The 23,289-nt window shown below is 75.4% G+C and carries 22 protein-coding genes; 12 read left to right on the top strand and 10 right to left on the bottom strand.

Features of this window, described 5'->3' with window-relative positions; all coding sequences use genetic code 11:
* Nucleotides 1–26 precede the first annotated feature (26 nt).
* From bioA to ADEH_RS00380, 3 genes are read left to right on the top strand one after another with little or no spacing between them, the layout of a single operon-like run.
* Nucleotides 27–1,400: an adenosylmethionine--8-amino-7-oxononanoate transaminase gene (bioA, locus tag ADEH_RS00370; RefSeq protein WP_011419130.1), complete on the top strand. Its 1,374-nt coding sequence runs from the start codon at nucleotides 27–29 to the stop codon at nucleotides 1,398–1,400.
* On the top strand, nucleotides 1,400–2,071 hold the full coding sequence (gene bioD / locus ADEH_RS00375) for a dethiobiotin synthase (protein WP_011419131.1): 672 nt from the start codon (nucleotides 1,400–1,402) through the stop codon (nucleotides 2,069–2,071). The genes bioA and bioD overlap by 1 nt, the downstream gene beginning before the upstream one ends.
* A gap of 52 nt (nucleotides 2,072–2,123) precedes the next feature.
* Nucleotides 2,124–2,396: a hypothetical protein gene (locus ADEH_RS00380; protein ID WP_011419132.1), complete on the top strand. Its 273-nt coding sequence runs from the start codon at nucleotides 2,124–2,126 to the stop codon at nucleotides 2,394–2,396.
* 206 nt (nucleotides 2,397–2,602) lie between these two features.
* On the opposite strand, the gene ADEH_RS00385 is transcribed toward ADEH_RS00380, so the two are convergent.
* The 3 genes from ADEH_RS00385 to ADEH_RS00395 are packed head-to-tail and all read right to left on the bottom strand — an operon-like array spanning nucleotide 2,603 to nucleotide 4,527.
* Nucleotides 2,603–2,875, bottom strand: coding sequence for a DUF1844 domain-containing protein (locus ADEH_RS00385; RefSeq protein WP_011419133.1), 273 nt, complete (start codon nucleotides 2,873–2,875; stop codon nucleotides 2,603–2,605).
* A gap of 19 nt (nucleotides 2,876–2,894) precedes the next feature.
* Complete coding sequence (locus ADEH_RS00390) at nucleotides 2,895–4,316, bottom strand: trypsin-like peptidase domain-containing protein (RefSeq protein ID WP_232287394.1); 1,422 nt, start codon at nucleotides 4,314–4,316, stop codon at nucleotides 2,895–2,897.
* A complete protein-coding gene (locus ADEH_RS00395) occupies nucleotides 4,288–4,527 on the bottom strand; it encodes a hypothetical protein (protein WP_011419135.1) in 240 nt (79 codons plus the stop codon). Before ADEH_RS00395 ends, ADEH_RS00390 begins: the two co-directional genes overlap by 29 nt.
* Before the next feature lie 82 nt (nucleotides 4,528–4,609).
* Between ADEH_RS00395 and thiE the strand changes: the two genes are divergently transcribed.
* The 4 genes from thiE to ADEH_RS00415 all read left to right on the top strand — a co-directional run bounded on the left by thiE (nucleotide 4,610) and on the right by ADEH_RS00415 (nucleotide 7,887).
* On the top strand, nucleotides 4,610–5,278 hold the full coding sequence (thiE, locus tag ADEH_RS00400) for a thiamine phosphate synthase (RefSeq protein ID WP_011419136.1): 669 nt from the start codon (nucleotides 4,610–4,612) through the stop codon (nucleotides 5,276–5,278).
* Entirely contained in the window at nucleotides 5,275–5,985 is a 711-nt protein-coding gene (locus ADEH_RS00405; RefSeq protein WP_011419137.1) for a gamma-glutamyl-gamma-aminobutyrate hydrolase family protein, read from the top strand. Before thiE ends, ADEH_RS00405 begins: the two co-directional genes overlap by 4 nt.
* A complete protein-coding gene (locus tag ADEH_RS00410; protein ID WP_011419138.1) occupies nucleotides 5,982–6,725 on the top strand; it encodes a bifunctional hydroxymethylpyrimidine kinase/phosphomethylpyrimidine kinase in 744 nt (247 codons plus the stop codon). Before ADEH_RS00405 ends, ADEH_RS00410 begins: the two co-directional genes overlap by 4 nt.
* A 451-nt stretch (nucleotides 6,726–7,176) precedes the next feature.
* Complete coding sequence (locus ADEH_RS00415; RefSeq protein ID WP_011419139.1) at nucleotides 7,177–7,887, top strand: hypothetical protein; 711 nt, start codon at nucleotides 7,177–7,179, stop codon at nucleotides 7,885–7,887.
* A 22-nt stretch (nucleotides 7,888–7,909) separates the two neighbouring features.
* On the opposite strand, the gene dnaB is transcribed toward ADEH_RS00415, so the two are convergent.
* On the bottom strand, nucleotides 7,910–9,331 hold the full coding sequence (gene dnaB / locus ADEH_RS00420; protein WP_011419140.1) for a replicative DNA helicase: 1,422 nt from the start codon (nucleotides 9,329–9,331) through the stop codon (nucleotides 7,910–7,912).
* 217 nt (nucleotides 9,332–9,548) lie between these two features.
* On the opposite strand from dnaB, the gene ADEH_RS00425 reads away from it, so the two are divergent.
* Nucleotides 9,549–10,382, top strand: a complete 834-nt coding sequence (locus ADEH_RS00425; protein ID WP_041453233.1) for an LEA type 2 family protein — start codon at nucleotides 9,549–9,551, stop codon at nucleotides 10,380–10,382.
* 208 nt (nucleotides 10,383–10,590) lie between these two features.
* Here the strand turns inward: ADEH_RS00425 and ADEH_RS00430 are convergent, their stop codons facing one another.
* From ADEH_RS00430 to ADEH_RS00445, 4 genes are all read right to left on the bottom strand, one after another.
* Nucleotides 10,591–12,510, bottom strand: a complete 1,920-nt coding sequence (locus ADEH_RS00430; protein WP_049760064.1) for a carboxypeptidase-like regulatory domain-containing protein — start codon at nucleotides 12,508–12,510, stop codon at nucleotides 10,591–10,593.
* Between the two features lie 22 nt (nucleotides 12,511–12,532).
* Nucleotides 12,533–13,690 carry a YncE family protein gene (locus ADEH_RS00435; protein WP_041453234.1) on the bottom strand — a complete coding sequence of 386 codons (1,158 nt, stop codon included), beginning with the start codon at nucleotides 13,688–13,690 and terminating at the stop codon, nucleotides 12,533–12,535.
* Nucleotides 13,691–13,830: 140 nt separating this feature from the next.
* A complete protein-coding gene (locus ADEH_RS00440) occupies nucleotides 13,831–14,505 on the bottom strand; it encodes an LrgB family protein (protein WP_011419142.1) in 675 nt (224 codons plus the stop codon).
* Nucleotides 14,502–14,912, bottom strand: coding sequence for a CidA/LrgA family protein (locus tag ADEH_RS00445; protein ID WP_011419143.1), 411 nt, complete (start codon nucleotides 14,910–14,912; stop codon nucleotides 14,502–14,504). The genes ADEH_RS00440 and ADEH_RS00445 overlap by 4 nt, the downstream gene beginning before the upstream one ends.
* Nucleotides 14,913–14,982: 70 nt before the next feature.
* Between ADEH_RS00445 and ADEH_RS00450 the strand changes: the two genes are divergently transcribed.
* Nucleotides 14,983–15,930: a LysR family transcriptional regulator gene (locus ADEH_RS00450; protein ID WP_232287396.1), complete on the top strand. Its 948-nt coding sequence runs from the start codon at nucleotides 14,983–14,985 to the stop codon at nucleotides 15,928–15,930.
* On the opposite strand, the gene metH is transcribed toward ADEH_RS00450, so the two are convergent.
* Nucleotides 15,891–19,343, bottom strand: coding sequence for a methionine synthase (metH, locus tag ADEH_RS00455; RefSeq protein ID WP_011419145.1), 3,453 nt, complete (start codon nucleotides 19,341–19,343; stop codon nucleotides 15,891–15,893). The two genes, ADEH_RS00450 and metH, sit on opposite strands and share 40 nt — an antisense overlap.
* A gap of 175 nt (nucleotides 19,344–19,518) precedes the next feature.
* Here metH and amrS point away from each other — a divergent pair, with 175 nt between their 5' ends.
* Nucleotides 19,519–20,589 (top strand): AmmeMemoRadiSam system radical SAM enzyme, encoded by a 1,071-nt coding sequence (gene amrS, locus ADEH_RS00460; RefSeq protein ID WP_011419146.1) that lies wholly within the window; start codon nucleotides 19,519–19,521, stop codon nucleotides 20,587–20,589.
* 39 nt (nucleotides 20,590–20,628) lie between these two features.
* Here the strand turns inward: amrS and ADEH_RS00465 are convergent, their stop codons facing one another.
* Complete coding sequence (locus ADEH_RS00465) at nucleotides 20,629–20,988, bottom strand: hypothetical protein (protein WP_011419147.1); 360 nt, start codon at nucleotides 20,986–20,988, stop codon at nucleotides 20,629–20,631.
* Between the two features lie 98 nt (nucleotides 20,989–21,086).
* Here ADEH_RS00465 and ADEH_RS00470 point away from each other — a divergent pair, with 98 nt between their 5' ends.
* Nucleotides 21,087–21,773 (top strand): LolA family protein, encoded by a 687-nt coding sequence (locus ADEH_RS00470; RefSeq protein ID WP_011419148.1) that lies wholly within the window; start codon nucleotides 21,087–21,089, stop codon nucleotides 21,771–21,773.
* 16 nt (nucleotides 21,774–21,789) lie between these two features.
* The gene (locus ADEH_RS00475) at nucleotides 21,790–23,265 is read left to right on the top strand and encodes a helicase HerA-like domain-containing protein (protein WP_011419149.1); all 1,476 of its coding nucleotides are present in this window, start codon (nucleotides 21,790–21,792) and stop codon (nucleotides 23,263–23,265) included.
* Nucleotides 23,266–23,289: the final 24 nt, after the last annotated feature.

Genomic DNA, 23,289 nt, shown 5'->3' on the forward strand with positions numbered 1-23,289 from the left:
GGGCCGGTGCGCTAGGGTCGCGGCCCATGGAAGACCGCGAACGCCAGGAGCGGCACCGCCGGCTGTGGGAGGCGGACCACCGGCACCTCTGGCACCCGTTCACGCAGATGAAGGACTGGCTCCGCGAGGAGCCGCTCATCGTGGACGCGGCCGAGGGCGTCTACCTCGTGGACACGCTCGGCAACCGCTACCTCGACGGCGTGTCGTCGCTCTGGTGCAACGTGCACGGCCACCGGGTCCCGGAGCTCGACGCCGCGGTGCGGGCGCAGCTCGACCGCGTCGCGCACTCCACCCTGCTCGGCCTCGCCTCCACCGCGTCCATCGAGTGCGCCGAGGAGCTGGTCCGGCACCTGCCGCCCGGCCTGACGCGCGTCTTCTTCTCCGACGCCGGCGCCACCGCGGTCGAGATCGCCATCAAGATGGCGTTCCAGCACCACCAGCTCCGCGGCGACGAGCGCCGCACCGAGTTCGTGGCGCTGCACGGCGGCTACCACGGCGACACCATCGGCTCGGTCTCGGTGGGCGGCATCGACCTGTTCCACCGGATCTTCAAGCCGCTGCTGTTCGAGGTGCACCACGCGCCGCAGCCGTACTGCTACCGCTGCCCGCTCGGGAAGGCGCTGCCGGGGTGCGGGATGGCCTGCGCCGACGAGGTGGAGCGCATCGTCGAGGCGCGCGAGGGCCGGGTCGCCGCGCTCGTCATCGAGCCGCTCGTGCAGGGCGCCGACGGGATGATCACGCAGCCGCCGGGGTACCTGCGCCGCATGCGCGAGGTGTGCGACCGGCACGGCGCGCTGCTGGTGTGCGACGAGGTCGCCACCGGCTGGGGGCGCACCGGGACCACGTTCGCGGTGGAGCAGGAGGGCGTGCGCCCGGACATCCTCACCATGGCGAAGGGGCTCACCGGCGGGTACCTGCCGCTCGCCGCCACCGTGACGACCGAGCAGGTGTTCGAGTCCTTCCTGGGCGAGCACGCCGAGAAGCGGACGTTCTTCCACGGCCACACCTACGCCGGGAACCCGCTCGCCTGCGCCGCCGCGACCGCCTCCATGACGCTGTTCCGCGAGCGCGGGGTGGGCGCCGCGGTGCCGGGGAAGGCGGCGGCGCTGGCCCGCGCGCTCGCGCCGGCGGCGCGGCTCGCGCACGTGGGCGAGGTGCGGCAGCGCGGGCTCATGGTCGGCATCGAGCTGGTGCGCGACCGGGCCACCAGGGAGGAGTACGCCTACGAGCTGCGGGCCGGCGACCGGGTGACCCGGGAGGCCCGCAAGCTCGGCGCCATCCTGCGGCCGCTCGGGAACGTGGTGGTGCTCATGCCGCCGCTCGCCATGACCGAGGCCGAGCTCACGCGGCTGGCCGGGATCACGCTCGCCGCCATCGAGGCGGCCACCGCGAGGCTGTAGTGCGCGGCCTGTTCGTCACCGGCACCGACACCGGGGTGGGCAAGACCGAGGTGGCCTGCGCGCTGGTCCGCGCGGCGCGCGCGGCCGGCCTGGACGCGGTGGGCATGAAGCCGGCGCAGTCCGGCCACGTGGCGGGCGAGCCGTCCGACGCGGAGCGGCTCCGGGAGGCGTCCGGCGGGGTCGAGCCGCTCGAGGCGATCTGCCCGTACACGTTCGCGGCCCCGCTCGCGCCGGCGGCCGCGGCGCGAGCGGAGGGGCGCGAGGTCTCGCTGGCGCGGGTGGTGGAGGCGGCGCGCGCGCTCGCGGCGCGCCACGCGGCGGTGGTGGTGGAGGGGGCGGGCGGGCTGCTCGTGCCGCTCACCGCGCGCGAGACCCACGCAGACCTGGCCGCGGCGCTCGGCCTGCCGGTGCTGGTGGTGGCGCGCGCCGGGCTCGGGACGGTGAACCACACCGCGCTCACCGTCGAGGCGCTGGAGCGGCGCGGCCTCCCGATCGCCGGGATCGTGCTCAACCGCACCGGGCCGGAGGACGACCCGTCGGTGCCGCTCAACGCGGCCGAGATCGCGCGATTGACCCACCGTGAACCGCTCGCGCTGCTGCCGTGGGAGCCCGATATCGCGCGGCGGGCGCGCGCGCTCGGATCCGTCCTCGCGGCGAAGATCCAGTTTTGAGCGCCTGGAGCGAAAATTGGATCGATCGCGAGATCGATCCTAGATCGCTGACGTGCCGAACGTCGTCGACCTCACGCTCGTCTCTCGCGCGCGCCGCGCGCTGCACGCCGTGCTCGAGGAGCGCGGCCTCGGGTTCTTCCTCGCCGCGGGCTCCCGCACGCCGCGCCTCGACCCGCGCCGCATCGCCTGGGTGGTGGAGGTGGCGCGCCGCCAGGTCTCGCTCCGCGCGCGCCGCGATCCCGACGCGCTCTCGCGCACCCGCCGCGTGCTGCGCCGCGAGCTGATCCGCCGGCTCACCGAGGCGATGCTGCAGGCGGGGCTGTAGCCCTTCGACTCCGGCGAGCCGTCGGCTCGCTCGCTCATCCCGAGCGTAGCGCGGCCCGTGGGGCCGCGCGAAGTCGAGGGACGCTCAGGGTGACCCTTCGACTCCGGCCGTGCCTGCGGCACGGCCTACGCTCAGGGTGAGCGAGTTAGATCGCTCATCCCGAGCGTAGCGCGGCCGCCAGGCCGCGCGGAGTCGAGGGAGGGACGCTACCGCCCGCTCGACTTGCCCACGTAGCGCAGCCGCAGGTCGGTGAGGAGGTTCTCGAGGAACCGGGCCTCCTCGTCGGTGAGGTTGCCCTTCGTCTTCTCGGCGAGCATCGACAGGATGTCGATGGTCTGCTTCGCGAGCAGCAGGTTGGCCTGCGCGATCTCGCCGGTCTCCGGGTGCGGCGCGTCGCCGAGGTGCACGAACGCGGAGGAGCCGAGCGACAGCACGAACGTGTAGAAGTCGATGGGCGCGGGCTGCTTCTCGTCGGCCATGGTCGGTCCTCCCGGCGATCTAGTCGAAGTCGAAGGCGATGCGCTCGGCGGCGTAGCCGCGCTGGACGAGCAGCACGAGCCGGCCGCCGCGGCGGGCCCGGGCGGCGGCCCGCTGGAAGCCGGCCACCGACGAGACCTCGGCGGAGTTCACCTCGCGGACGAGGTCGCCCGGCTGCAGCCCGGCCTGGGCGGCGGGCGAGCGGCCGGCCACGCTGCGCACCACCACCAGCGTGCCGCCGGAGACGCGCTCCTCGGAGACGCGCAGGCCCACGCGCTGCTGCACGAGCTCGGCGGCGCGCTGCGGGGTCAGCTCGACGGCCGTGACGGTGGCCTGCACGCGCGCGCCGCGGCGCGAGAGGTCGAGCCGCGCGGCGCGGCCGATGGGGAGGTCGCGCAGCCGGAACAGGAGCTCCGCGGCGCTGCCCGGCGGCGTCCCGTCCACCGCCTCGACCCGATCGCCGCTCCGCACGCCGGCGCGCTCGCCGGGCGACCCCGGGTCCACCCCGGTGACGCGCACGCCGCCGGAGCCGCCGTCCACCGAGCCATCCTTGCGCGGCAGGTCGTCCACCGAGATGCCGAGGTAGCCCTCGCGCACCTCGCCGTGCGCGATGAGGTCCTCGGCGATGCGGCGGGCCCGGTCGATGGGGATGGCGAAGCCGATGCCGGCGCTGCGGTCGCCCAGGATGGCGGTGTTCACGCCCACCAGCCGCCCGTCGATGTCGAGCAGCGGCCCGCCGGAGTTGCCGGGGTTGATGGACGCGTCGGTCTGGATGAAGTCGAACATCGTCCGCTCGCCCGCCTTGAAGTTGCGGTGCACCGCCGAGACCACGCCGGTGGTGACGGTGTGCGCGAGGCCGAACGGGTTGCCGATGGCGATGACCGTCTCGCCGATGAGCAGGTCGTCGGAGCGGCCGGTGGTGACGTAGGGGAGCTTCTCGCGGGTGTCGAGCTTCAGCACCGCGAGGTCGGACGACGGATCGGTGCCCACCACCTTCGCCATGAGCTCGCGGCCGTCGAGCAGGCCCACCCGGAAGCGGGCGCCGCGCTCCACCACGTGGTTGTTCGTGAGCACGTAGCCGTCGGGCGAGACGATCACGCCCGAGCCGAGCGAGGTGGTCGCGTAGCCCTTGCGGTAGCGCGGCCGCTCGAACAGGTCGCCGAACAGCAGGTCGCCCATCGTGCCGCCGCGCGGCTGCGACGGGACGCGGATGCGGACCAGCTCCTCGGCGGAGACGTTCACCACCGCGCCGCGCACCTTCTCCACCGCGATCACCACCGGGGTGCGGCGGTTCGCGGACGCGCGCTCGTCGGCGCGGGGGAGCGCGGCGGGGGGCCGGGCCGCGGCGGGCGCCGCGACTCCGGCGGCGAGCGCGGCGGCGAGCGCGAGGGCGCGCCCGGCGCCGCGGACGGCGCTACGGCTGCTGCTGCGGCGGGACCTCACCACCTCCGACGTCCTCCTCGGGCTCGTCGTCGTCGAGATCGTCCGGCTCCTCGACGCCGCTCATCGACGCCTCGATGGGCATCGCCTGGTCGGCGAGGTCGGGGAGCGCCTTCTGGAGCTTCTCGTACTCCTTCTCGTCCACCTTGCCCTTGCGCAGGTAACGCTGCACCACGCGCTTGTCGACGAGCTTGTTCTCGAACGGGTCGGCCATGTCACTTCCTTGCTGTCTGGGCGGAGGCCGGAAAATAGGCCCCGCCTTGCGGCCCCGTCAAGCGCGTGTTAGCGCTGTCGCCATGCCGGTTTCCGAAGCCTCTGTGAGCGCCGGGCGGCGCGCGCGGCTCGGCGGGCTCTACGTCATCGTGGGGGGTGCGGATCCGGTGGCGCAGGCGCGTGCCGCGATCGGCGGAGGCGCCCGCGCGATCCAGGTGCGGATGAAGGACGCGCCCGCCGGCGCGGTGCTCGAGGCCACCCGCCGCATCCTGGCGCTCGCCACCGGCCGGGCGCTCGTGCTCGTGAACGACCGCGCCGACCTGGCGCTCCTCGCCGGCGCCGACGGCGTCCACCTGGGGGACGACGACCTGCCGGTGCCCGAGGCGCGCCGGCTCCTCGGCCCCGACCTGCTGGTGGGCCGCACCACCCGGACGCTGGAGGAGGCCCGGGCCGCGCTCGCCGAGGGCGCCGATCACGTGGGCTACGGGCCCATCTTCGCCTCGCGCTCGAAGGCCCTGCCGGTGCCGCCGCGCGGCCTGGCGGCGCTCGCCGAGGTGGCGCGCGCGCTCCCCGCGCCGGTGGTGGCCATCGGCGGCATCGGGCTCGACGACGTCGCCGCGGTGGCGCGGGCCGGCGCCGCCTGCGCGGCGGTGATCGAGGCGGTGCTGGGCGCGGCGGATCCCGAGGCCGCCGCGGCGCGGATGCAGGCCGCCTTCGAGGCGGGCCGCGCCGCGCGAGGGGCCACCCCGTGAGCCCTCGGCCGCGGATCGGGATCACGCTCGACGCCGACGCCACGGGCCGGCGGTACGAGCTGCCGCGCGGCTACGTGGAGGCGGTGCTGGACGCGGGCGGCCTGCCCATCCTGCTGCCGCACGCGGTGGACGTGGCCGGCGCGTACCTGTCGCTGCTCGACGGGCTGGTGGTGAGCGGCGGCGACTTCGACCTGCCGCCGGAGCTGTACGGCGAGGCGCGGCGCCCGGGCTGCGGCCCGTCGCGCCCCGAGCGCACCCGCTTCGAGAAGGACCTGCTCGAGGCCGCGCTCGCGGCGCGCCTGCCGGTGCTGGGCGTGTGCGGCGGCATGCAGCTCCTCGACGTGGTGCGGGGCGGCACGCTCTGGCAGGACCTGCCCGGCGAGGCCGGCCTCCGCGGCCACGAGCAGCCCGCGCCGAAGGACGTCCCCTCCCACGAGGTGACCATCGCGCCCGGCACGCAGCTGGCCGCGCTCGCCGGGGCCGGTCCGCTCATGGTGAACTCGACGCACCACCAGGCGGTGCGCGAGCCGGGGCCGGGCGTGCTCGTCTCGGCCCGCGCGCCCGACGGCGTGGTGGAGGCCATCGAGCTCCCGGACCTGCCGTTCGCGCTGGGCGTGCAGTGGCACCCCGAGGCGACGCGCGACGACCCGCGCCACGCCGCCATCTACCGGGGCCTCGTGGACGCGGCGCGGAGCCTGCGCCGGTGATCCCGCGGGTGCTGGTGGTGGCCGGCCTCGACCCGTCGGGCGGGGCGGGCCTCACCGCCGACCTCGAGGCGCTCGCCGCCGTCGGCGCGCGCGGCTGGGCCGTCGCGACCGCGCTCACCGCGCAGGGCCCGCGCGGCGCGCGCGGCGTCTCGCCGACCGCCGAGGCGTTCCTGCGGGCGCAGATCGACGCGCTGCTGGAGGGACGCGAGCGGCCGCGCGCGGTGAAGACCGGCATGCTCGGGACCGCCGGCCTGGCCCGGGCGCTGGCCGCGCGGCTCGGGGAGCCGCCGCTCGCGCGCGTGCCCGTGGTGGTCGATCCGGTGCTGGTCGCGTCCTCCGGCGCGCCGCTGCTCGACGCGGGCGGCGCGGCGCCCGGCGAGGCGCTCGCGGCGCTGCTCGCGCGGGCGCGGCTCGTCACGCCCAACCTGCCGGAGCTCGCGGCGCTCACCGGCGTCGAGGTCGCGGACGACGCCGCGGCCGTCCGCGCGGCGCGGATGCTCCCGGCGCGCGCGGTGCTGGTGAAGGGCGGGCACCGCGCCGGCGCGCCGGTGGACCTGCTGGTGGAGGGGCGGCGCGTGACGCGGTTCACCGGGCGGCGCAGGGCGGGGACGGCGCGCGGGACCGGGTGCCGGCTGGCGTCGGCGATCGCCGGGCTGCTCGCGGGCGGGGCGTCGCTGGAGGAGGCGGTGCGCGGGGGGAAGCGGGTCGTGGGGCGGTATCTGGATCTCGCCGCGCGGTGAGGGGGCGGGGTTGCTGGCGGGGGGGTGGTGGGGGGGTGGTGGGGGATGGGCGGGCGGGGGTCTCCGCTCGCGGTGAGCCTGTCGAACCGCGAGCTGGGCGCGGGGGCGGGGCTCGGGCTTCGAGGGTGCGGGGGGCGGTCGGGGCGGGACCGTGTGGCCGGAACCGGGCCGGTGGGATCGGCTTGCGAGAGGCTCGAGGGTGGGGCGCGGGGCGCGGGGAGGATGCTCCGCGCGCGGTGAAGGTGTGGGACGGGCGAGCTGGACGCGGGGGGGGGAACCAGTCGGAACCGGTCGGAACCAGTCAAGACATCGCTGACAGGTGGCTGCACCGTCGGCGCTCCGGCCTCCGCGTCCAGAGAGATATGTGCCCAATCACCCGGGGCGAGCGAACGCTTGCGACCCACACGGACGGTGGATCGCGGTCTCACGTCCAGTTAATATCTGCCCAATCATGATGCGCGGCGCTCGTCAGCTCCGGTTCCGGCTCTCCCCTCCTCGCAGCCACGGCGGCCGTCGGCCCGGCGCGGGGCGCAAGCCCTCGGGCGCGCGGGCGGGGGTCTCGCACCACGGGCGGCCTTCGGTCACCGCCTCTTCGCCGGTGCACGTCACCTTGCGTGTGCTCCCGCACGTCTGGAACCTGCGGAGCCAGCGCGCGCTCCGGGTCGTCGAGGCGGCGTTCGAGGCCGCCACGGCGGCTCGCAGCACCTTCCGCGTGGTCCACTTCGCGCTCGAGGGGAACCACCTCCACCTCATCGCGGAGGCGGACGGGTCGCGGGCGCTCTCCTCGGGGATGCAGGGGCTGTGCATCCGGCTCGCGAAGGGGCTCAACCGCATGATGGGGCGGCGCGGCAAGGTCTTCGCGGACCGCTACCACGCGCGCGTGCTGGGCACGCCCACCGAGGTCCGCACCGCGCTCGCCTACGTGCTGCTCAACCACCGGAGCCACCTCGCGCGCATGGGAAAGCCTCTCGGGCGCGGGGGCGTGGACCGGTTCTCCTCCGGCGGCTGGTTCGACGGGTGGCGCGGCGGTGGGGCTGGGGCTGCGGTGCGGGAGGCTGCGCGGAGCATCACGGCGGCGCCGCGCTCCTGGCTGCTCTCCACGGGGTGGAGGCGCCGGGGGCTGCTCTCGTGCGACGAGGTTCCGCGGGCGCTCGGGGGGTGACGGGCCGGGCCGCGCGCCACGCCTACTGCTGCGGTCGGCGGTCCATCTCGGCGAAGTACGTCGTCGTCTTGAAGAACACCAGGTCGATGGTGCAGGTGGGGCCCTGGCGCTGCTTCGCCACGATGAGCTGCACGGGGAGGGTGTCGCCGGCGGCGGTGCCCTGCTGGACGTCCTTGTTGTCCTCCTCGGCACGGTGCAGGAACATCACGATGTCGGCGTCCTGCTCGATGGCGCCGGACTCGCGGAGGTCGGAGAGCATGGGGGGCTCGCCCTTGCGCTTCTCCACGCTGCGGTTGAGCTGCGAGAGCGCCACGATGGGGCACTCGAGCTCCTTCGCGAGCGACTTCAGCGAGCGGCTGATGGTGGCGATCTCCTGCTCGCGCGACTGGTTGGAGCGGTCGCTGGGCGCGTGCATGAGCTGCAGGTAGTCGATCATCACGAGATCGAGCCCGCCGTTCTCGCGCTTCAGCTTGCGGCACTTCGAGCGCAGCTCCACGGGGGTGAGCACGAAGTTGTCGTCGAGCCACAGGTTGGCGGCGCCGATGCGGTCGGCCTGGGTGGCGAGCTTGTCCCAGTCGTGCCGGGAGAGCTGGCCCTGCGAGAGCTTGCGCCAGTCGAGCTTGCCCTCGGACGCGAGCATGCGGAGCGCGAGCTGGTCGGACGGCATCTCCAGCGAGAAGAACGCGACCTTGCGCTGGGCCTTGGTGGCGGCGTGGGTGGCGATGTTGAGCGCGAACGCGGTCTTGCCGACCGACGGGCGGGCGGCGAGCACGGTGAGCGTCCCGGGCTGCAGGCCGAGCGTGTTCCGGTCGAGCGTCTGGATGCCGGTGGGCACGCCGGTGATGGGCGACAGGCCGGCCTGGACCCGCTTCTGCACGGCCTCGAGGTTCTCGAGCGCCCGCAGCACCGGCTCGGAGATCTTCTTCAGCGTGTCTACGTTGCTGCCCTGCGCGGCGCCGAACACCTCCTGCTGCGCGGCGTCCAGGAAGTGCTGGACGTTCGCCCCGGCCTCGTAGCCGCGCTCCACCAGCCGCTGCGCGGTGAGCATCATCACCCGCAGCCGGGCGAGATCCTGCACGGTGCGCGCGTAGTGGCCGACGTTGGACGCGGTGCCGATGGCGCGCGCCAGCGTGAGCGGGAGCTCCTGCGGGACCGCGGAGCCGAGCAGCCCCTTCGCGTCGAGCCGCTGCTGGACCAGGATGGGATCGAGCGTCTTCGACTCGCGGGCCAGCTCCTCGCACGCGCCGTACACGTGCTGGTGCGCGAGCAGGTAGAAGTCGCCGGCCCGCAGCAGCGCGGCCACCTGGTCGAAGGCGGTCTCCTCCACCAGGATCGCGCCCAGCACCGCCTGCTCGGCCTCGAGGCTGTGGGGGAGATCGCGCGCGGAGCGCAGGGGGGAGACGCCGGCTTCGGCGACGCGGCGGGCAGGATCCGATTCGGCCATCGAGCGGCGCAGCCTACCAGCCGACTGTGACCCGATCATTGTCGATGTTCGGTGGATAACCCCCGAAAACGCATGGAAAGACGCGGTGGAAAGGCTGTGGAAGGCCTGTGGATGGGCGGTGGACGGGCGGCACCGCCCCGCCGGTGTGCCCAGGGCGGGGCAGGTGGGAGTCGCCTCCGGCGCGCCCCCGTCCCGCGGCCGCGGTACAACCACCCCCATGCGATCCCTCCGGCTCCTCGCCCTCACCTCGATCGTGGCGCTCTCCGGCTGCGCCGCGCTCAACCAGCTCGCCGCCTCGGCCTTCGAGAAGCCGAAGCTCACCTTCCGCTCCGCCACCCTGCAGTCGCTCGACCTCGAGGGCGCCACGCTGGGCTTCCAGTTCGACCTCGAGAACCCGAACGGCTTCGGCCTCACGCTGGCGCGCCTGGGCTACGGCGTCGAGGTGGAGGGGACGCGCATCGCCGCCGGCGACATGCCGGGCGGCCTCAAGATCCCGGCGGCCGGGAAGGCGCCGGTCACGTTCCCGGTGCGGGTGCGCTTCAAGGACGTGCCGGGGATCGTGTCGCTGCTCGGCCGGCAGCAGGACTCCATCCGCTACAAGCTGGGCGGCACGGTCGGGGTCTCGACGCCGGTGGGCGTGGTGGACCTGCCCATCTCCCACGAGGACAGCCTGAAGCTGCCGCGCCTCCCGGGCTTCACGCTGGAGGGGCTGTCGGTCCGCTCGGTGTCGCTCTCCGACCTCGCGCTCGACGTGAAGCTGCGGGTGAAGAACCCGAACGCGTTCGCCATCCCCTCGGGCACGCTCGACTCGGCGGTCTCGCTGGCGGGCAGCCAGGTGGGCCGGATCGACGGGCGCGCCCTGGCGGCGGTCCCCGCGCAGGGCAGCACGGTCCTCACGATCCCACTCAAGGTGGATCTCGTCCGCGCCGGCCGGGCCGCCAGCGAGCTGATGCGCGGCGCGCCGGTGGACGTCGGGATGCGCGGCACCGCCGACCTGGGCGGCCTGCCGGTGCCGCTCGACGTGGGCGGGCGCGTCCCGGTCGCGCGGTGAAACGAAAGGAGACGCCCGGCGGGGAGACCGTCCGCCGGGCGCCTCGAGGCCGGCATGGGAGGGGAGGAGCCGGCCTCCCTTCACCCTGATGCTCCGCGGGCGTGCCAGCAAGCCCCCGCCCGAACGTTCCGCGTGCGGGTGCGGTGGCCCGCCACGGGAGCACCCCGGCGCCGGCCGCGCCCGGGCGGCGGGCGCCGAGCGGGCGGGCTCAGCGCACGGTGAAGGCCACCTCGGCGCCGGCGGCGAAGCTGAAGAACTCGCCCGAGATGCCCGCGCCGGTGACGTTCTTCACCAGCGCGACGTCCTGGCCGGCCGCCGCGTAGGGCCCGCACAGCGCCATCACCGAGGCGGTGTACGCGTCGGGCGCGAGCGGCTCGCCGGTGGCGAGCGAGCGGACGTCGAACGCGCGATCGCTGCCCCAGTAGAAGTCGCCGTCCCAGGGCTCGGCGCTGGCGGTGACCGCGGCCCAGTACAGCGGCGCGTAGTCGGGATCGGCGGTGCCGGCCTCGATCGCGCCGTCGCCCCAGGCGGCGCGGAGCCCGGCGGCGTCCACGGTGGCGCCCTCGGGCGGCGACGTGAAGGCCGGCTCGCCCACGAGGTAGGTGAACCCCGTGCCGTCCACCGCGCCGTCGCCGTTCGCGTCCACCGCGATGGTGTAGCGACGGCCCGGCTGCGCGGCGAAGGAGGCGGCGTACACGCCGGTCTGCGCGGCCGCCAGCGCGAGCGCGTGCGCGCCGTCCGGGCCGGTCACGGTGATCACGGCGCCGTCGGTCGGCTGCGGATCGACGAGCTCGCCGTCGGGCCCGGGCAGCCCCTCGCTCACCAGCGCCGCGGCGCCGCTCGCGTCCACCCAGGCGACGACCTCGTAGGTGACCTTGCTCAGCAGGCCCACCCGCACCACGAGCGGATCGGCGGGCGTGCCCACGCCGGCGGCGGCGGCCTGCATCTCGCCGGCCGCGCCGGCCAGCGAGGCGCCCCCGGAGCAGGAGCGCGCCACCAGCCCGGTGAGCGGCAGGTCGTCCACCTTGCCGAACTCGATGTACTTCGCGCCGGGCATGCCGGTGAGCGAGCCGTCGAGGTCGAAGCCGGTCTGGTAGGCGACCACGCTCGACGTGCCGTCGCGGAGCGCCACCACCTGGAAGCTCCCGTTCGCGTCGGTGTACGCGGTCGTCCCGGGGAACGCCTCGACGCGCGCGTTGGGGAGCGGTCGCCCGTCCACCGCCGACACCACGCGCCCGTACAGATCGGCGCACTCGTCCCCCTCCGGCGCGGCGCCGTACCAGGAGAAGTGGCGGATGGAGGCGCGCAGCACCGGCGTCTCGCCGTCCACCGTGGAGACCGCCACGGTGCCCTCCACGAAGTCCTCCCAGGCGCCGGTGACCGGATCGTACGAGTAGCAGTGGATCACCGTGCCCACCGGGTAGCGGGGGCGGAGGGCCGGCGGGATGGGCAGCTCGACCACCGCGCTCGCCGACGGCTTCAGGTTCACCCGGCGGCCGGACGGCTCGTAGATGCTGAACTCGGCGAACGTGACGGGCGCGAGCACCGTGCCGCCGGCGCTCCCCGCGACCAGCTCGCCGGGGAGCACCGCGGTCTCCTTGCTGGGATCGACGGGCGTGATGGTCACCTCGAGCTCGGTGGCCTCGGTGTCCAGGCCGCCGGCCGGGAGGATCACCGCGTACGGGCCGGCCTCGGTCACCTCGGAGAACGTCCGGGCGGTGGACGGGTCGTAGGGCTGCCGCGCCCCCTCGCGCTTCAGCGTGGCGAGCACCGCCTCCGCGCGGTCGCCGGAGCGCGCGCCGGCGTAGCTCGGCGCGTAGCCGGGCTTCGTGAAGGTGAGCCGCACGTCGCCGGCGGCGAGGCCGGCGAGGGTGAACTCGCCCGCCGCGTCGGTGACGGCGGTGCGGCCGCCGGCGGCGACGGTCACGCCCGCGAGGCGCGCGCCGGTGGCGGCGTCGGTGACCGCGCCGAGGAGGGTGTTGCCGCCGCCGGGCGGCGGGGGTGGGGGCGGGTTCGCGCCGCCGCCGCCTCCACCGCCGCCGCAGGCCGCGAGCGCGGCCGCAAGGAGAAGGGCGGGAAGGGCGGGCGCGGCGCGCGCGCCGGCCCGGGACGTCGAGGTCGGGTGCATCGGGACTCCTGTGGGATCGGGTTCAGGGTGCGGGGGGAAGCGGGGCGGGGCCGGGCACCACGGCCACCGCGAAGGAGAGGCCGTCCACGGGGAGGGCGCGCACGACGGCGAGCGTCTCGACGTCCACCGCGAGGAGATGCCCCTCGGTGCCCGACGACACCACCCAGGCGACGCGGCCGTCCGGCGAGAGCGCGGCGTGGCTCGGGTTCGCGAAGGACCGCGCGGCGGAGCGGAGCCGCTCGGTGCGGACCTCGCCGCTGTCGAGGTCGAGGCGCGAGAGCGAGTCCGAGTAGTAGTCGAGCGCCAGCACCCGGCGCCCGCCGGGCAGCGGCAGCAGGCCCATGGGCCCGGGCGCGGCGGTGAACGCCCGGCCGGCGCCGGCGTCCGGGAGGACGGGCGTGACGTGGTCGGAGGCGAAGTCGGAGACGAGCGCGAGCCCCCGCTCCGGCATGGCGAGCAGCGCCACCGGATCCGGGCCCACCGCCACGTCGCCGAGCGGCGCGAGCGTCCCGGCGTCGAGCCGGCGGATCACCGCGGGCGCGCTCGACGGCGGCTTCGGGCGGAGCGCCACCAGCACCTCGCCGCCGAGCAGCGCGAGCGCCACCGCCTCGCGCGCCTCGCCGGCGGGCTCGAGCGCGACGCGGCGGCGGATGGCGCCCGTCGCGAGGTCGAGCTCCGTGAGCGCGCCGGAGCGGACGTGGGCCACGAGGAGCCGCCCGCCCGGCAGCGCCAGCAGGGCGATGGGCCGCTCGCCCACGTACCGCGGCGACGGCCCGCCGGGCGCGCCGTGGCAGGCGGCGCAGCTCGTGGCCGCGGCGGCCTCCGCGGTGGCGTGGCCGGCGATGGCGCTCCCGTCCTCCCGCGCCGCCGGCAGCGGGGCGGTGAGGAACGTCCGGGTGAGGCGCGCCGCGGCGGGATCCAGCTCCGCCACCGCCTGCGAGCCGGTGAGGACGACGAGGAGCCGGTCGTCCACGGGGAGGAGCTGGTGCGGCAGCTGGCCCACCGGGATCCGGCGCACCGTCTCGCCGCGCTCCGGATCGACCACCGCCATCGTGCCGCTCGCCGCCTGGCTCACGTACAGGTGGTGGCGCGCGCCCGGCGCCTCGGGCGCGGGCGCGCAGGCGAGCGCGAGCGCCGCCGCGAGCGCCGCGGCCGCGGCGCGTGAACCCTTCGTGAGCACGTCTCCCCCTCCGTCGCCGCCGGTGCGGGCGCGGCGAGCGGCGCAGGATGCGCGCGGCGGGCGCGGCGGAGGCGGTCCTTCTCGGGGGAGCGGGCGCGCCGGACGGGCGGCCTGCGCGCGAGGACAGGCGCCGCGGCCGGCTAGAGCGCCAGCCGGAGGAGCGGCGTCGCGACCAGCACGCCCAGGCCGGCGACGATCATCACCACCCCCGCCACCGCGCCCTCGACGCGCCCCAGCTCCATGGCCTGCGCGGTGCCGGCGGCGTGCGCGCCCATGCCGAACAGCGCGCCGCGCGCGACCGCGCTCCGGAGCGGGAGCCAGCGGAGGAGGAGCTGCCCCACCACCAGGCCCACCACCGCCGTGAGGATCACGAACACCGCCGCCAGCGCCGGCACGCCGCCGAGGTCGCCGGCCACCTGCATCGCGAACGGCGTGGTGATGGAGCGGGGCGCCAGGCTGAGCGCGAGCGGCCGGCCGAGGCCGAGCGCGCGGGCGAGCAGGAACGAGCTCCCCACCGCCACCGCGCAGCCGGCCAGGATCCCGGCGCAGAGCTCGGCGGCGTGCCGGCGGAGCAGCCCGGCGTGGCGGTGGAGCGGCAGCGCGAACGCCACCGTGGCCGGGCCGAGGAGATCGACCAGCAGCCGCCCGCCTCGCATGTAGCCGGGGTACGGCACGCGCGCGGCGAGCAGCACCGCGGCGAGCGCGCCCGGCACGACCAGCAGCGGCGTGAGCCACGGCCGCGGGAAGCGGCGGTGCAGCGCCCGGGCGGCCGCGTACAGCGCGGCGGTGACGGCGATCCAGGCGGCGGCGATCACGGCGCCTCCTCCCGCCGGCGCGCCAGCCACTCCACCGTGGCGCCGGTCACCGCCATGACGAGCACCGTGCTCACCGCCACCACCGCGAGCGCGCGGGCCCCCTCGCCGCCGAGCAGCTCCGGGTACTGGATCGCGCCCACCGCGGCCGGGATGAAGAAGAGCAGCATGTGGCGGAAGAGCCAGTCGGCCCCGCGCTCCAGCCAGCCGGCCCGCACCAGCCCGAGCCGGAGCGCGCCGAGCAGCAGCAGCATCCCCACCACGCCGCCGGGGAGCGGGAGGCGCAGCGCGCGGGCGGCGAGCGCGCCGGCGCCCCAGAACCCGCCGAGCGCGAGGAGCTGGAGCGGGAGCGCCAGCAGCGAGCGCGCGGTGGCGGGGGGCGGGGACGCGTGGGGGACGGCGGGAGGCATCGGCGGAACCTAGGCGCCGCCCGGGCATGAGGGAAGTGAATCTTTCGACTAGGATCCATGCCGAACAGGCATGGAGGCGCGGATGGACCTGCGCGGGCTGGGCGCGTTCGTGGAGGTGGTGCGGCAGGGCGGCTTCACCCGGGCGGCGGCCGCGCTGCACGTGACGCAGCCGGCGGTGAGCAAGGCGGTGCGGGCGCTCGAGGACGAGATCGGCGTGCCGCTGCTCGAGCGCGGGGCGCGCCGGACCGTGCCCACCGAGGCGGGCCGGGCGGTGCTGGCGCGGGCCGAGGGCGTGCTCGCGGCGGTGCGGGCCATCGAGGACGAGGTGGCCGACCTGGGCGCGCTGCGCCGCGGCCGCGCCCGCGTCGGCCTGCCGCCCATGGTGAGCGGCGCGTTCTTCCCGCCGGTGCTGGCCGCGTACCGGCAGCGCTACCCGGGCATCCGGCTCGAGCTGCGCGAGGAGGGGGCGCGCGAGGTGGAGGCGCTGGTCGCGTCCGGCGCGCTCGACGTGGGCGTGACGGTGCTCCCCACCGACGAGGCGCGCTTCGAGGCGCTCCCGTTCGTGCACGACGTGCTCGCGGCGGTGCTCCACCCGCGGAGCCCGCTGGCGCGGCGCCCCCGGCTCGCGCTCGCCGACCTCGCCGCCACCCCGTTCCTGCTCTACCGGCCGGACTTCGCGCTGCGCGGCCGCATCCTCGACGCCTGCCGCGCGGCCGGGTTCTCGCCGCAGGTGGCGAGCGAGACCGGCCAGTGGGACTTCATGGCGGCCATGGCCGCGGCCGACGTGGGCGTGGCGCTCCTCCCCCGCACCATCTGCCGGCGGCTCGACCCGGCGCAGGTGGCGGTGGTGCCGCTCGCCGAGCCGGCCATCGGCTGGAACCTGGGCCTCGTCTGGCGGCGCGAGGGGACGCTCTCCGCCGCGGCGCGCGCGTTCGTCGAGACCGCGCGCGAGGTGCTGCTGCCCGGCCGGCGCCCGGCCTACCCGGCGGCGCGCTCCAGGCCGCGCACCAGGAAGTAGATGGCGTCCGGGTGGTGCAGCACGATGGCGCTGGTGGACTGCTCCGGCACCATCTGGCAGGCGTCGGTGAGCGAGACGCCGATGGTGCGGACCGGGTCGAGCAGCTTCCACACCTGCCGCTGGTCGGAGAGCTCCGGCCACGAGGGGTAGCCGGGCGAGTAGCGCTTGCCCTGGCCGTCGGCGAGCCCGAGCTCGGCGCGGACCTGGCGGTGCCAGTACTCGGCGAGCGCCTCGGCGGTCTCGACCGCGAGCCCGTGCAGGAACAGCGCGCGGGTGTAGTCGCCGCGCTCCTGCGCCTGCTCGGCGAGGTGGGTGGCCTGGTCGCCGACCGTGACCACCTGCAGCGCGCACACGTCGGCGCCGCGCTCCTCGCGGAAGTAGTCGGCGAGGCACAGGTTGCGGTCGTCCGGCTGGCGCGGGAGCGCCAGGCGCGCCACCTCGGCCTTGCGGTGCGTGGGGTCGAGGACCACGAGGTCGTTCCCCTCGGCGTGGCAGGGGAAGTAGCCGTAGACCACCTTCGGCACCAGCCACCCCTGCGCCTGCGCCTCGGCCTTCAGCTCCTCCAGCTTCGGGCCGAACTCCTCGCGGACGAGCCGCTCGTACTCGGCCCCCTTCGCCTTCACGCCCCACTGCAGCTTGAACAGCTCGGCGAGGTCGAGGTGCGGCCACACGTCGGCGAGCGCCACGCTGCCGGAGGGCACCACCCGCGGCCCCCAGAACGGCGGCGTCGGGATCCGCGCCGCCGGGGCGACCGCGCCGGTGCGGCGCGCGGGCGCGGGCGCCATGGGCTTGTCGGCGGGGCGCTCCTTCTCGGCCACCGCCTTCTGCAGCACCTCGCGCTTCAGCGCCTCGCGGCGGGCCGGGTCCACCAGGGCCTCGACCACCTCCAGCCCCTCGAACGCGTCCTTCGCGTAGAACACGCCGCCCGCGTACGGGGTGCCGTCCTGCGCGAAGTGCGTGCGGTAGCCGAAGCGGCGGTTGATGGCCGCGCCGCCGATGATCACCGGGAAGGACAGGTTGCGGCGGTGCAGCTCCTCCACGCAGAACGGCATCTGCTTCGAGGTGGAGACGAGCAGCGCGGAGAGGCCGATGGCGTCGGCGTTCACCTGCAGCGCCTTGTCGAGCACGGTCGTGACCGGCACCTGCTTGCCGAGGTCGTGCACGGTGAAGCCGTTGTTGGAGAGGATGGTCTTCACCAGGTTCTTGCCGATGTCGTGGACGTCGCCGTACACGGTGGCGAGGACCACGTTCCCCTTGGTGGCGCCGGCCTTCTTCTCGAGGAACTGCTCGAGGTGCGCGACCGCCTTCTTCATCACCTCGGCGGACTGGAGCACGAACGGCAGGATGAGCTCGCCCGCGCCGAACCGGTCGCCCACGTCCTTCATGGCGGGGAGCAGCACCTGGTTCAGCACGTCCACCGCCGAGCGGCGCGTCAGCGCCTCGTCGATGAGCGCCTCGATGCCCTCGGGGCGGCGGTGCAGGATCTGGAGGTGGATGCGCTCCTCGGCGCCCTTGCCGGCGGCGCCGGCGAGCGGGTCCACCGCGGCCTTCTCCGGCGCGCCCTTCGCGCCGAAGTGGGCGATGAGCCGCGCCAGCGCGTCGGGCCGGCGGTCGAAGACGAGGTCCTCTGCGAGCGCCCGCTCCGCCGCGTCGATGGCGGGGTAGGGGAGGATGTCCTTCGGGTTGACGATGGCGAGGTCGAGGCCGGCCTGCACCGCGTGGTACAGGAAGACCGAGTTCACCACCTCGCGCGCGCTCTTCGCGAGGCCGAAGGAGACGTTGGAGACGCCGAGCGTCGTGAGCACGCCCGGGTTCTCCGCCTTGATGCGGCGGATGCCCTCCAGCGTCTCGACCGCGCTCCGGCGGTACTCCTCGCCGCCGGTGGCGAGCGTGAACGTGAGCGCGTCGAACACCAGGCTGTCCGGCGGGATGCCGTGGTCCTTCGCCACCGCCACGATCCGCCGGGCCACCTCGGCCTTGCGCTCGGCGGTCTGGGCCATGCCCTTCTCGTCGATGGTCATGGCGACCACCGCGGCGCCGTAGCGGCGCACCAGCGGCAGCACCCGGCGCACCCGCTCCCCGGACTTCTCCAGGTTGACCGAGTTCACGATGCAGCGGCCGGGGTAGACCTTGAGCGCGCCCTCGATCACGTCCGGCTCGGTGGAGTCGATCATGAGCGGCGCGTCCACCGACTGCGCCAGCAGCTTCGCGAGCGTGCGCATCTGCGCCGCCTCGTCGTCGCGCTCGTTCAGCGCCACGCACACGTCGAGCACGTGCGCGCCCGCCTCCACCTGCCCGCGCGCGATCTGCACCAGGCCGGCGTAGTCGTCGGCGAGCAGCAGCTCCTTCACCTTGCGCGAGCCCTGGCTGTTCAGCCGCTCGCCCACCACCAGCGGGCGCGGCTCCATGGCGAGCGGGACCGCCTTCATGGCGGACGACAGCTCGGCGGCGGGCGCGGGGCGGCGGCGCCGCGGCGCGGACAGGCCGCGCAGCGCCTCGACCACCTTGCGCAGGTGCTCGGGGGTGGTGCCGCAGCAGCCGCCCACGATGTCCACCCCGTACTCGGCCACGAAGCCGGCGAGCGCGCGGGCGAGGTCGTCCGGGGACAGCTTGTAGACCGCCCGCCCGTCCTCGTTCTCCGGCATGCCGGCGTTCGGCAGCACCGAGACCCAGTGCGAGCACCGCTCGGCGAGCGCCTTCACCGAGGCGCGCATCTCGTCCGGCCCGGTGGAGCAGTTGAGGCCGACCGCGTCCACCGGCAGCCGCTCCAGCGTGGCGACCGCGCTGCCGACGTCGGTGCCGAGCAGCATGCGCCCGTTCGCGTCGATGAGCGTCGGCTGGGCGATGACGAACACGTCGCGCAGCGCCTCGCGCCGGACCGCGTCGCAGGCCAGCACCGCGGCGCGGAGCTCCAGCATGTCCTGCTGCGTCTCGATGATGAGGGCGTCCACCCCGCCCTCCACCAGCCCCTTCGCCTGCTCGAAGAAGATCCGCTCCAGCGCGTCGGAGGTGATGTTGCCGAGCGCCGGGTCGGAGGACGACGGCAGCATGCCGGTGGGGCCGATGGAGCCGGCCACGAAGCGCGGGTGGTCCGGGGTCGAGAAGCGCTCGGCGGCGCGGCGGGCCAGGATGGCCGCCCGGCAGTTCACCTCGTAGGTGCGGTGGCCGAGGCCGTACTCGTCGAGCTTCAGCCGCGAGGAGCCGAACGTGTTCGTCTCCACCACGTCGCAGCCCACCGCGAAGTAGCGCGCGTGGATCTCCTCGATGAGGTCCGGGCGGGTGAGCGTGAGCAGGTCGTTCGCGCCCTCCTTCCCGCCGAACTCCGCGGCGGTGAGCTGGTGGCGCTGGATCTGGGTGCCCATTGCGCCGTCGAACACGAGCGGGCGGCGTTCGAGGGCTTCGCGGAAGGTCACGGTGGTCGTCCGTTCGGAAGGGGCGGGGCGGAGGGCTGGAGAGGCGTCCGCGAAGTTAGAGAGATAACACCCCGGCCCTGCGCGATCGAGCCCGCCTGCAGGCTGGCCGCACCGGCGGGAGGGGCCCCGCCCGCCCCCCGGTCGCGCCCCGCGGCCGCGGCGCTAGGATCGGGCCATGATCCACGAGGCGCGTTACTGGGAGCCCGCGGCCGGCGGAAAGGTCCGCTGCACGCTGTGTCCGCGCGACTGCCGGATCGGGGAAGGACAGGCGGGGTTCTGCTTCGTGCGGCGGAACGAGCGCGGGAGGCTCGTCACCTCCGCCTGGGGCCGATCGACCGGGTTCGCGGTCGATCCCATCGAGAAGAAGCCGCTCGCGCACTTCCACCCCGGCGCGCGGGTGCTCTCGTTCGGCACGGCCGGGTGCAACCTCGGCTGCCGCTTCTGCCAGAACTGGGACATCTCCAAGGCGCGCCTCGACGAGCTGCGCTCGGAGGTGGACTGGACGCCGGACCGCGTCGTGGCGCTGGCGAGGGAGGCCGGCTGCCCCGGCATCGCGTTCACCTACAACGACCCCATCATCTGGGCGGAGTACGCCATCGACGTGGCCGACGCGGCGCACGCGGCGGGCCTGTTCACGGTGCTCGTGACGAACGGCTACGTCTCGCCGGAGGCGCGGCGCGACCTGTTCTCGCGCGCCGACGCGGCCAACGTGGACCTGAAGGCGTTCACCGAGGAGTTCTACCGGCGCCAGACGTTCGCGCACCTCGCCCCGGTGCTCGAGACGCTGGAGTGGCTGGCGCGCGAGACGAGCGTGTGGACCGAGGTGACGACGCTCCTCATCCCGGGCCTGAACGACGGCGACGCCGAGCTGCACGAGCTGGCGGGCTGGATCCGCGATCACATGGGCCGGGAGGTGCCGCTCCACTTCAGCGCGTTCCACCCGGCCTACAAGCTCATCGACCGGCCGCGCACGCCGCCGGCCACGCTGACGCGGGCCCGCGAGATCGCCCGCGCCGAGGGGCTCCGCCACGTCTACACCGGCAACGTCCACGACCCGGAGGGCGACACCACCTACTGCCCGGGCTGCGGCGCGAAGGTGATCGAGCGCGACTGGTTCGCGGTGACGGCGGTGCGGATGCGGGGCGGCGCCTGCGCGGCCTGCGGCACGCGGATCGCCGGGCGCTTCGGCGACGAGGCGATCCGGCTCGACGACGGGGTGCCGATGCCGCTCGGCGTGCCGGTGTGAGCCCTTCGACTTCGGACGGACCTCCGGTCCGTCCCAGGATCAGGGCTCGGACTGGACCGGCTCGCCGTCGAGCGCGGCCGCCGCGGCGGGCTCGCACGCCGTGGCCGGCTCGTCCGAGGACAGGCCGCAGGAGGCCTTGCCGCAGGCCGTGTTGATCCACTCGCAGAACTGCGCCCCGTCCGGCGCGCGGCAGGTCTTCAGCCGCTGGTCGCAGAGGTGCTCGACGTCCTTCGACGGGTTGTGGTTCTGGAGCTGCTCCTTCACGCTCCGCTCGCAGGCGTCGCGCGTGGTGCCGACGCCCACGCACTTGCAGAGCCGATCGCCCAGGTCCTGGCAGGGACCGGAGCAGCCGGCGAGGGCGAACGTCAGGGCGAGCGGGACGAGGAGCAGGCGGCGCATTCGGAGGGCGGGAGGATCACCCGAGCGTCCCCCGCCGTCAAGGACCGCCGGACGGCTGAATGCGCCGGCGCGGCGGGCCGTCTGCTATCTAGACCGCCATGACCCCGAGCCTCGCCCTCGCCCTGCCCCTCGCGCTCACCCTCGCCGCGTCCGCCCCGGTCACGCCCCCCGCCCCCGCGGAGGCCGGCCGCGCCGCGGCGGCGCGCACGCTCGAGGATCCCCGCGCGCTCGCGCGGAAGGTGCAGGCGTTCTACGAGCGGACCCGCGACCTCGAGGCGCGCTTCCGCCAGACCTACGTCTATGCCGGCTTCGGCCGGCGCCAGACGTCCTCCGGGACGCTGCGCGTGAAGAAGCCCGGGATGATGCGCTGGGACTACGAGAAGCCGGCCCCGAAGACGGTGGCGGTGAAGGGCTCGCGCCTGGTGCAGTACGAGCCGGAGGAGAACCAGGCCTACGTGGACGAGGCGTTCGACAGCTCGGCCATGAGCGCGGCGGTGACGTTCCTGCTCGGCAAGGGCGACCTCCTGCGCGAGTTCGACGTCTCGCTGGACGGCGCCGGCGCGCTGCTGCTCCGGCCGAAGGAGGCCGACCCACGGGTCGAGTCCATCGCGCTCACGGTGGCGGCGGACGGGCAGGTGACCGCCACCCGCGTGGTGGACGGGGCCGGGAACGCGAACGAGATCCGCTTCGAGGACGTGCGGCGGAACGTGGGCCTGCCCGACGCCGCGTTCGAGGTGAAGCTCCCCCGGGACGTCCGCCGGATCGCGGCGCCGAAGGCGCAGTAGTCGTATCCTGGCGCCCATGCCCGACCCCATCCTCGTCGCGAAGGCCCCCCGCGCGGGCGGCGCCTTCACCGACCTCGCCCTGCTGCCCCGGCTGGCGAACCGCCACGGCCTGGTGGCCGGCGCCACCGGCACCGGCAAGACCGTCACGCTCCGCGTGCTCGCCGAGGGCTTCAGCCGGCTCGGCGTCCCGGTGTTCCTGGCCGACGTGAAGGGCGACCTCTCCGGCCTGGCGCGCCCGGGCGGCGAGGCCCCGAAGCTCGTCGAGCGTGCCGAGCAGCTCGGCGTCGCGCTCGCCCTGGAGGCCTGCCCGGTCGCGTTCCTCGACGTGTACGGCGAGGCCGGCCACCCGCTCCGCACCACCATCTCGGAGATGGGGCCGCTCCTGCTGGCGCGCGTGCTCGGCCTGAACGACGTCCAGGCGGGCGTGCTGAACGTGGCGTTCCGCGTGGCGGACGAGGGCGGGCTGCTGCTGCTCGACCTGAAGGACCTGCGCGCCATGCTGGAGCACGTCTCGGAGAACGCCGCGGCGCTCCGCGCGCGCTACGGGAACGTGTCGCCCACCAGCGTCGGCGCCATCCAGCGCGCGCTGCTCGCGCTCGAGTCGCAGGGCGGCGACCGGCTCTTCGGCGAGCCGGCGCTGGCGCTCGAGGACCTGCTCCGCACCGACCTCTCCGGCCGCGGCCAGGTGACCATCCTGCACGCCGAGAAGCTGATCCGCGCGCCCACGCTCTACGCCACGCTGCTCCTGTGGCTGCTCTCGGAGCTGTTCGAGCAGCTCCCGGAGGTGGGCGACCCGGAGAAGCCGCGCCTGGTGTTCTTCTTCGACGAGGCGCACCTGCTGTTCGACGACGCGCCGGACGAGCTGCGGCAGAAGGTCGAGCAGGTGGTGCGGCTCGTCCGCTCGAAGGGCGTGGGCGTCTACTTCGTCACCCAGAACCCGCTCGACGTGCCGGACGCGGTGCTGGGCCAGCTCGGCAACCGGGTGCAGCACGCGCTGCGCGCCTTCACCCCGCGCGACCAGAAGGCGGTGCGCGCCGCCGCCGAGACGTTCCGGGCCAACCCGGGGGTGGACGTGGAGCGCGCCATCACCGAGCTCGGCGTGGGCGAGGCGCTGGTCTCGTTCCTCGACGAGAAGGGAACGCCGCACCCGGTGGAGCGAGCCTGGGTGCTGCCGCCGCGGTCGCGCCTCGCCCCGCTCACCGCGGAGGAGCGCGCGCAGGTGATGGCGTCCTCGCCGCTCCGCGGGCGCTACGACGCGCCGGTGGATCGCGAGTCGGCCTACGAGCGCCTCCAGCGCCGCGCCGAGGCGGTGACGGCCGGGCCGCCCTCCCCCGCCGGCCGCCCCGCCGCCGCGCCGCGCACCGTCGGCTCGGAGGCCGCCTCGGCCCTGGGCAAGATGGCGCAGAGCGCGATGCGCGCGGCCGGGACGCAGCTCGGCCGCGAGATCATGCGCGGCATCCTCGGGTCGATGTTCGGCGGCCGGCGCCGGTGACCGGCCGCCGCCCGCGCGAGGCGG

Origin of the sequence: Anaeromyxobacter dehalogenans 2CP-C (assembly GCF_000013385.1) — a bacterium.
Classification (GTDB): domain Bacteria; phylum Myxococcota; class Myxococcia; order Myxococcales; family Anaeromyxobacteraceae; genus Anaeromyxobacter; species Anaeromyxobacter dehalogenans_B.

What these genes read in the sequence shown, in the direction of transcription:
- ADEH_RS00395 (WP_011419135.1), bottom strand. Translation starts at nt 4,527, where the DNA reads ATGGCCGACCCGTTCGAGAACAAGCTCGTCGACAAGCGCGTGGTGCAG.
- ADEH_RS00470 (WP_011419148.1), top strand. Translation starts at nt 21,087, where the DNA reads ATGACCCCGAGCCTCGCCCTCGCCCTGCCCCTCGCGCTCACCCTCGCC.
- bioA (WP_011419130.1), top strand. Translation starts at nt 27, where the DNA reads ATGGAAGACCGCGAACGCCAGGAGCGGCACCGCCGGCTGTGGGAGGCG.
- amrS (WP_011419146.1), top strand. Translation starts at nt 19,519, where the DNA reads ATGATCCACGAGGCGCGTTACTGGGAGCCCGCGGCCGGCGGAAAGGTC.
- ADEH_RS00385 (WP_011419133.1), bottom strand. Translation starts at nt 2,875, where the DNA reads ATGGCCGACGAGAAGCAGCCCGCGCCCATCGACTTCTACACGTTCGTG.
- thiE (WP_011419136.1), top strand. Translation starts at nt 4,610, where the DNA reads ATGCCGGTTTCCGAAGCCTCTGTGAGCGCCGGGCGGCGCGCGCGGCTC.
- ADEH_RS00445 (WP_011419143.1), bottom strand. Translation starts at nt 14,912, where the DNA reads ATGCCTCCCGCCGTCCCCCACGCGTCCCCGCCCCCCGCCACCGCGCGC.
- ADEH_RS00430 (WP_049760064.1), bottom strand. Translation starts at nt 12,510, where the DNA reads ATGCACCCGACCTCGACGTCCCGGGCCGGCGCGCGCGCCGCGCCCGCC.
- ADEH_RS00425 (WP_041453233.1), top strand. Translation starts at nt 9,549, where the DNA reads ATGCGATCCCTCCGGCTCCTCGCCCTCACCTCGATCGTGGCGCTCTCC.
- dnaB (WP_011419140.1), bottom strand. Translation starts at nt 9,331, where the DNA reads ATGGCCGAATCGGATCCTGCCCGCCGCGTCGCCGAAGCCGGCGTCTCC.
- ADEH_RS00465 (WP_011419147.1), bottom strand. Translation starts at nt 20,988, where the DNA reads ATGCGCCGCCTGCTCCTCGTCCCGCTCGCCCTGACGTTCGCCCTCGCC.
- ADEH_RS00450 (WP_232287396.1), top strand. Translation starts at nt 14,983, where the DNA reads ATGGAGGCGCGGATGGACCTGCGCGGGCTGGGCGCGTTCGTGGAGGTG.
- ADEH_RS00475 (WP_011419149.1), top strand. Translation starts at nt 21,790, where the DNA reads ATGCCCGACCCCATCCTCGTCGCGAAGGCCCCCCGCGCGGGCGGCGCC.
- ADEH_RS00415 (WP_011419139.1), top strand. Translation starts at nt 7,177, where the DNA reads ATGATGCGCGGCGCTCGTCAGCTCCGGTTCCGGCTCTCCCCTCCTCGC.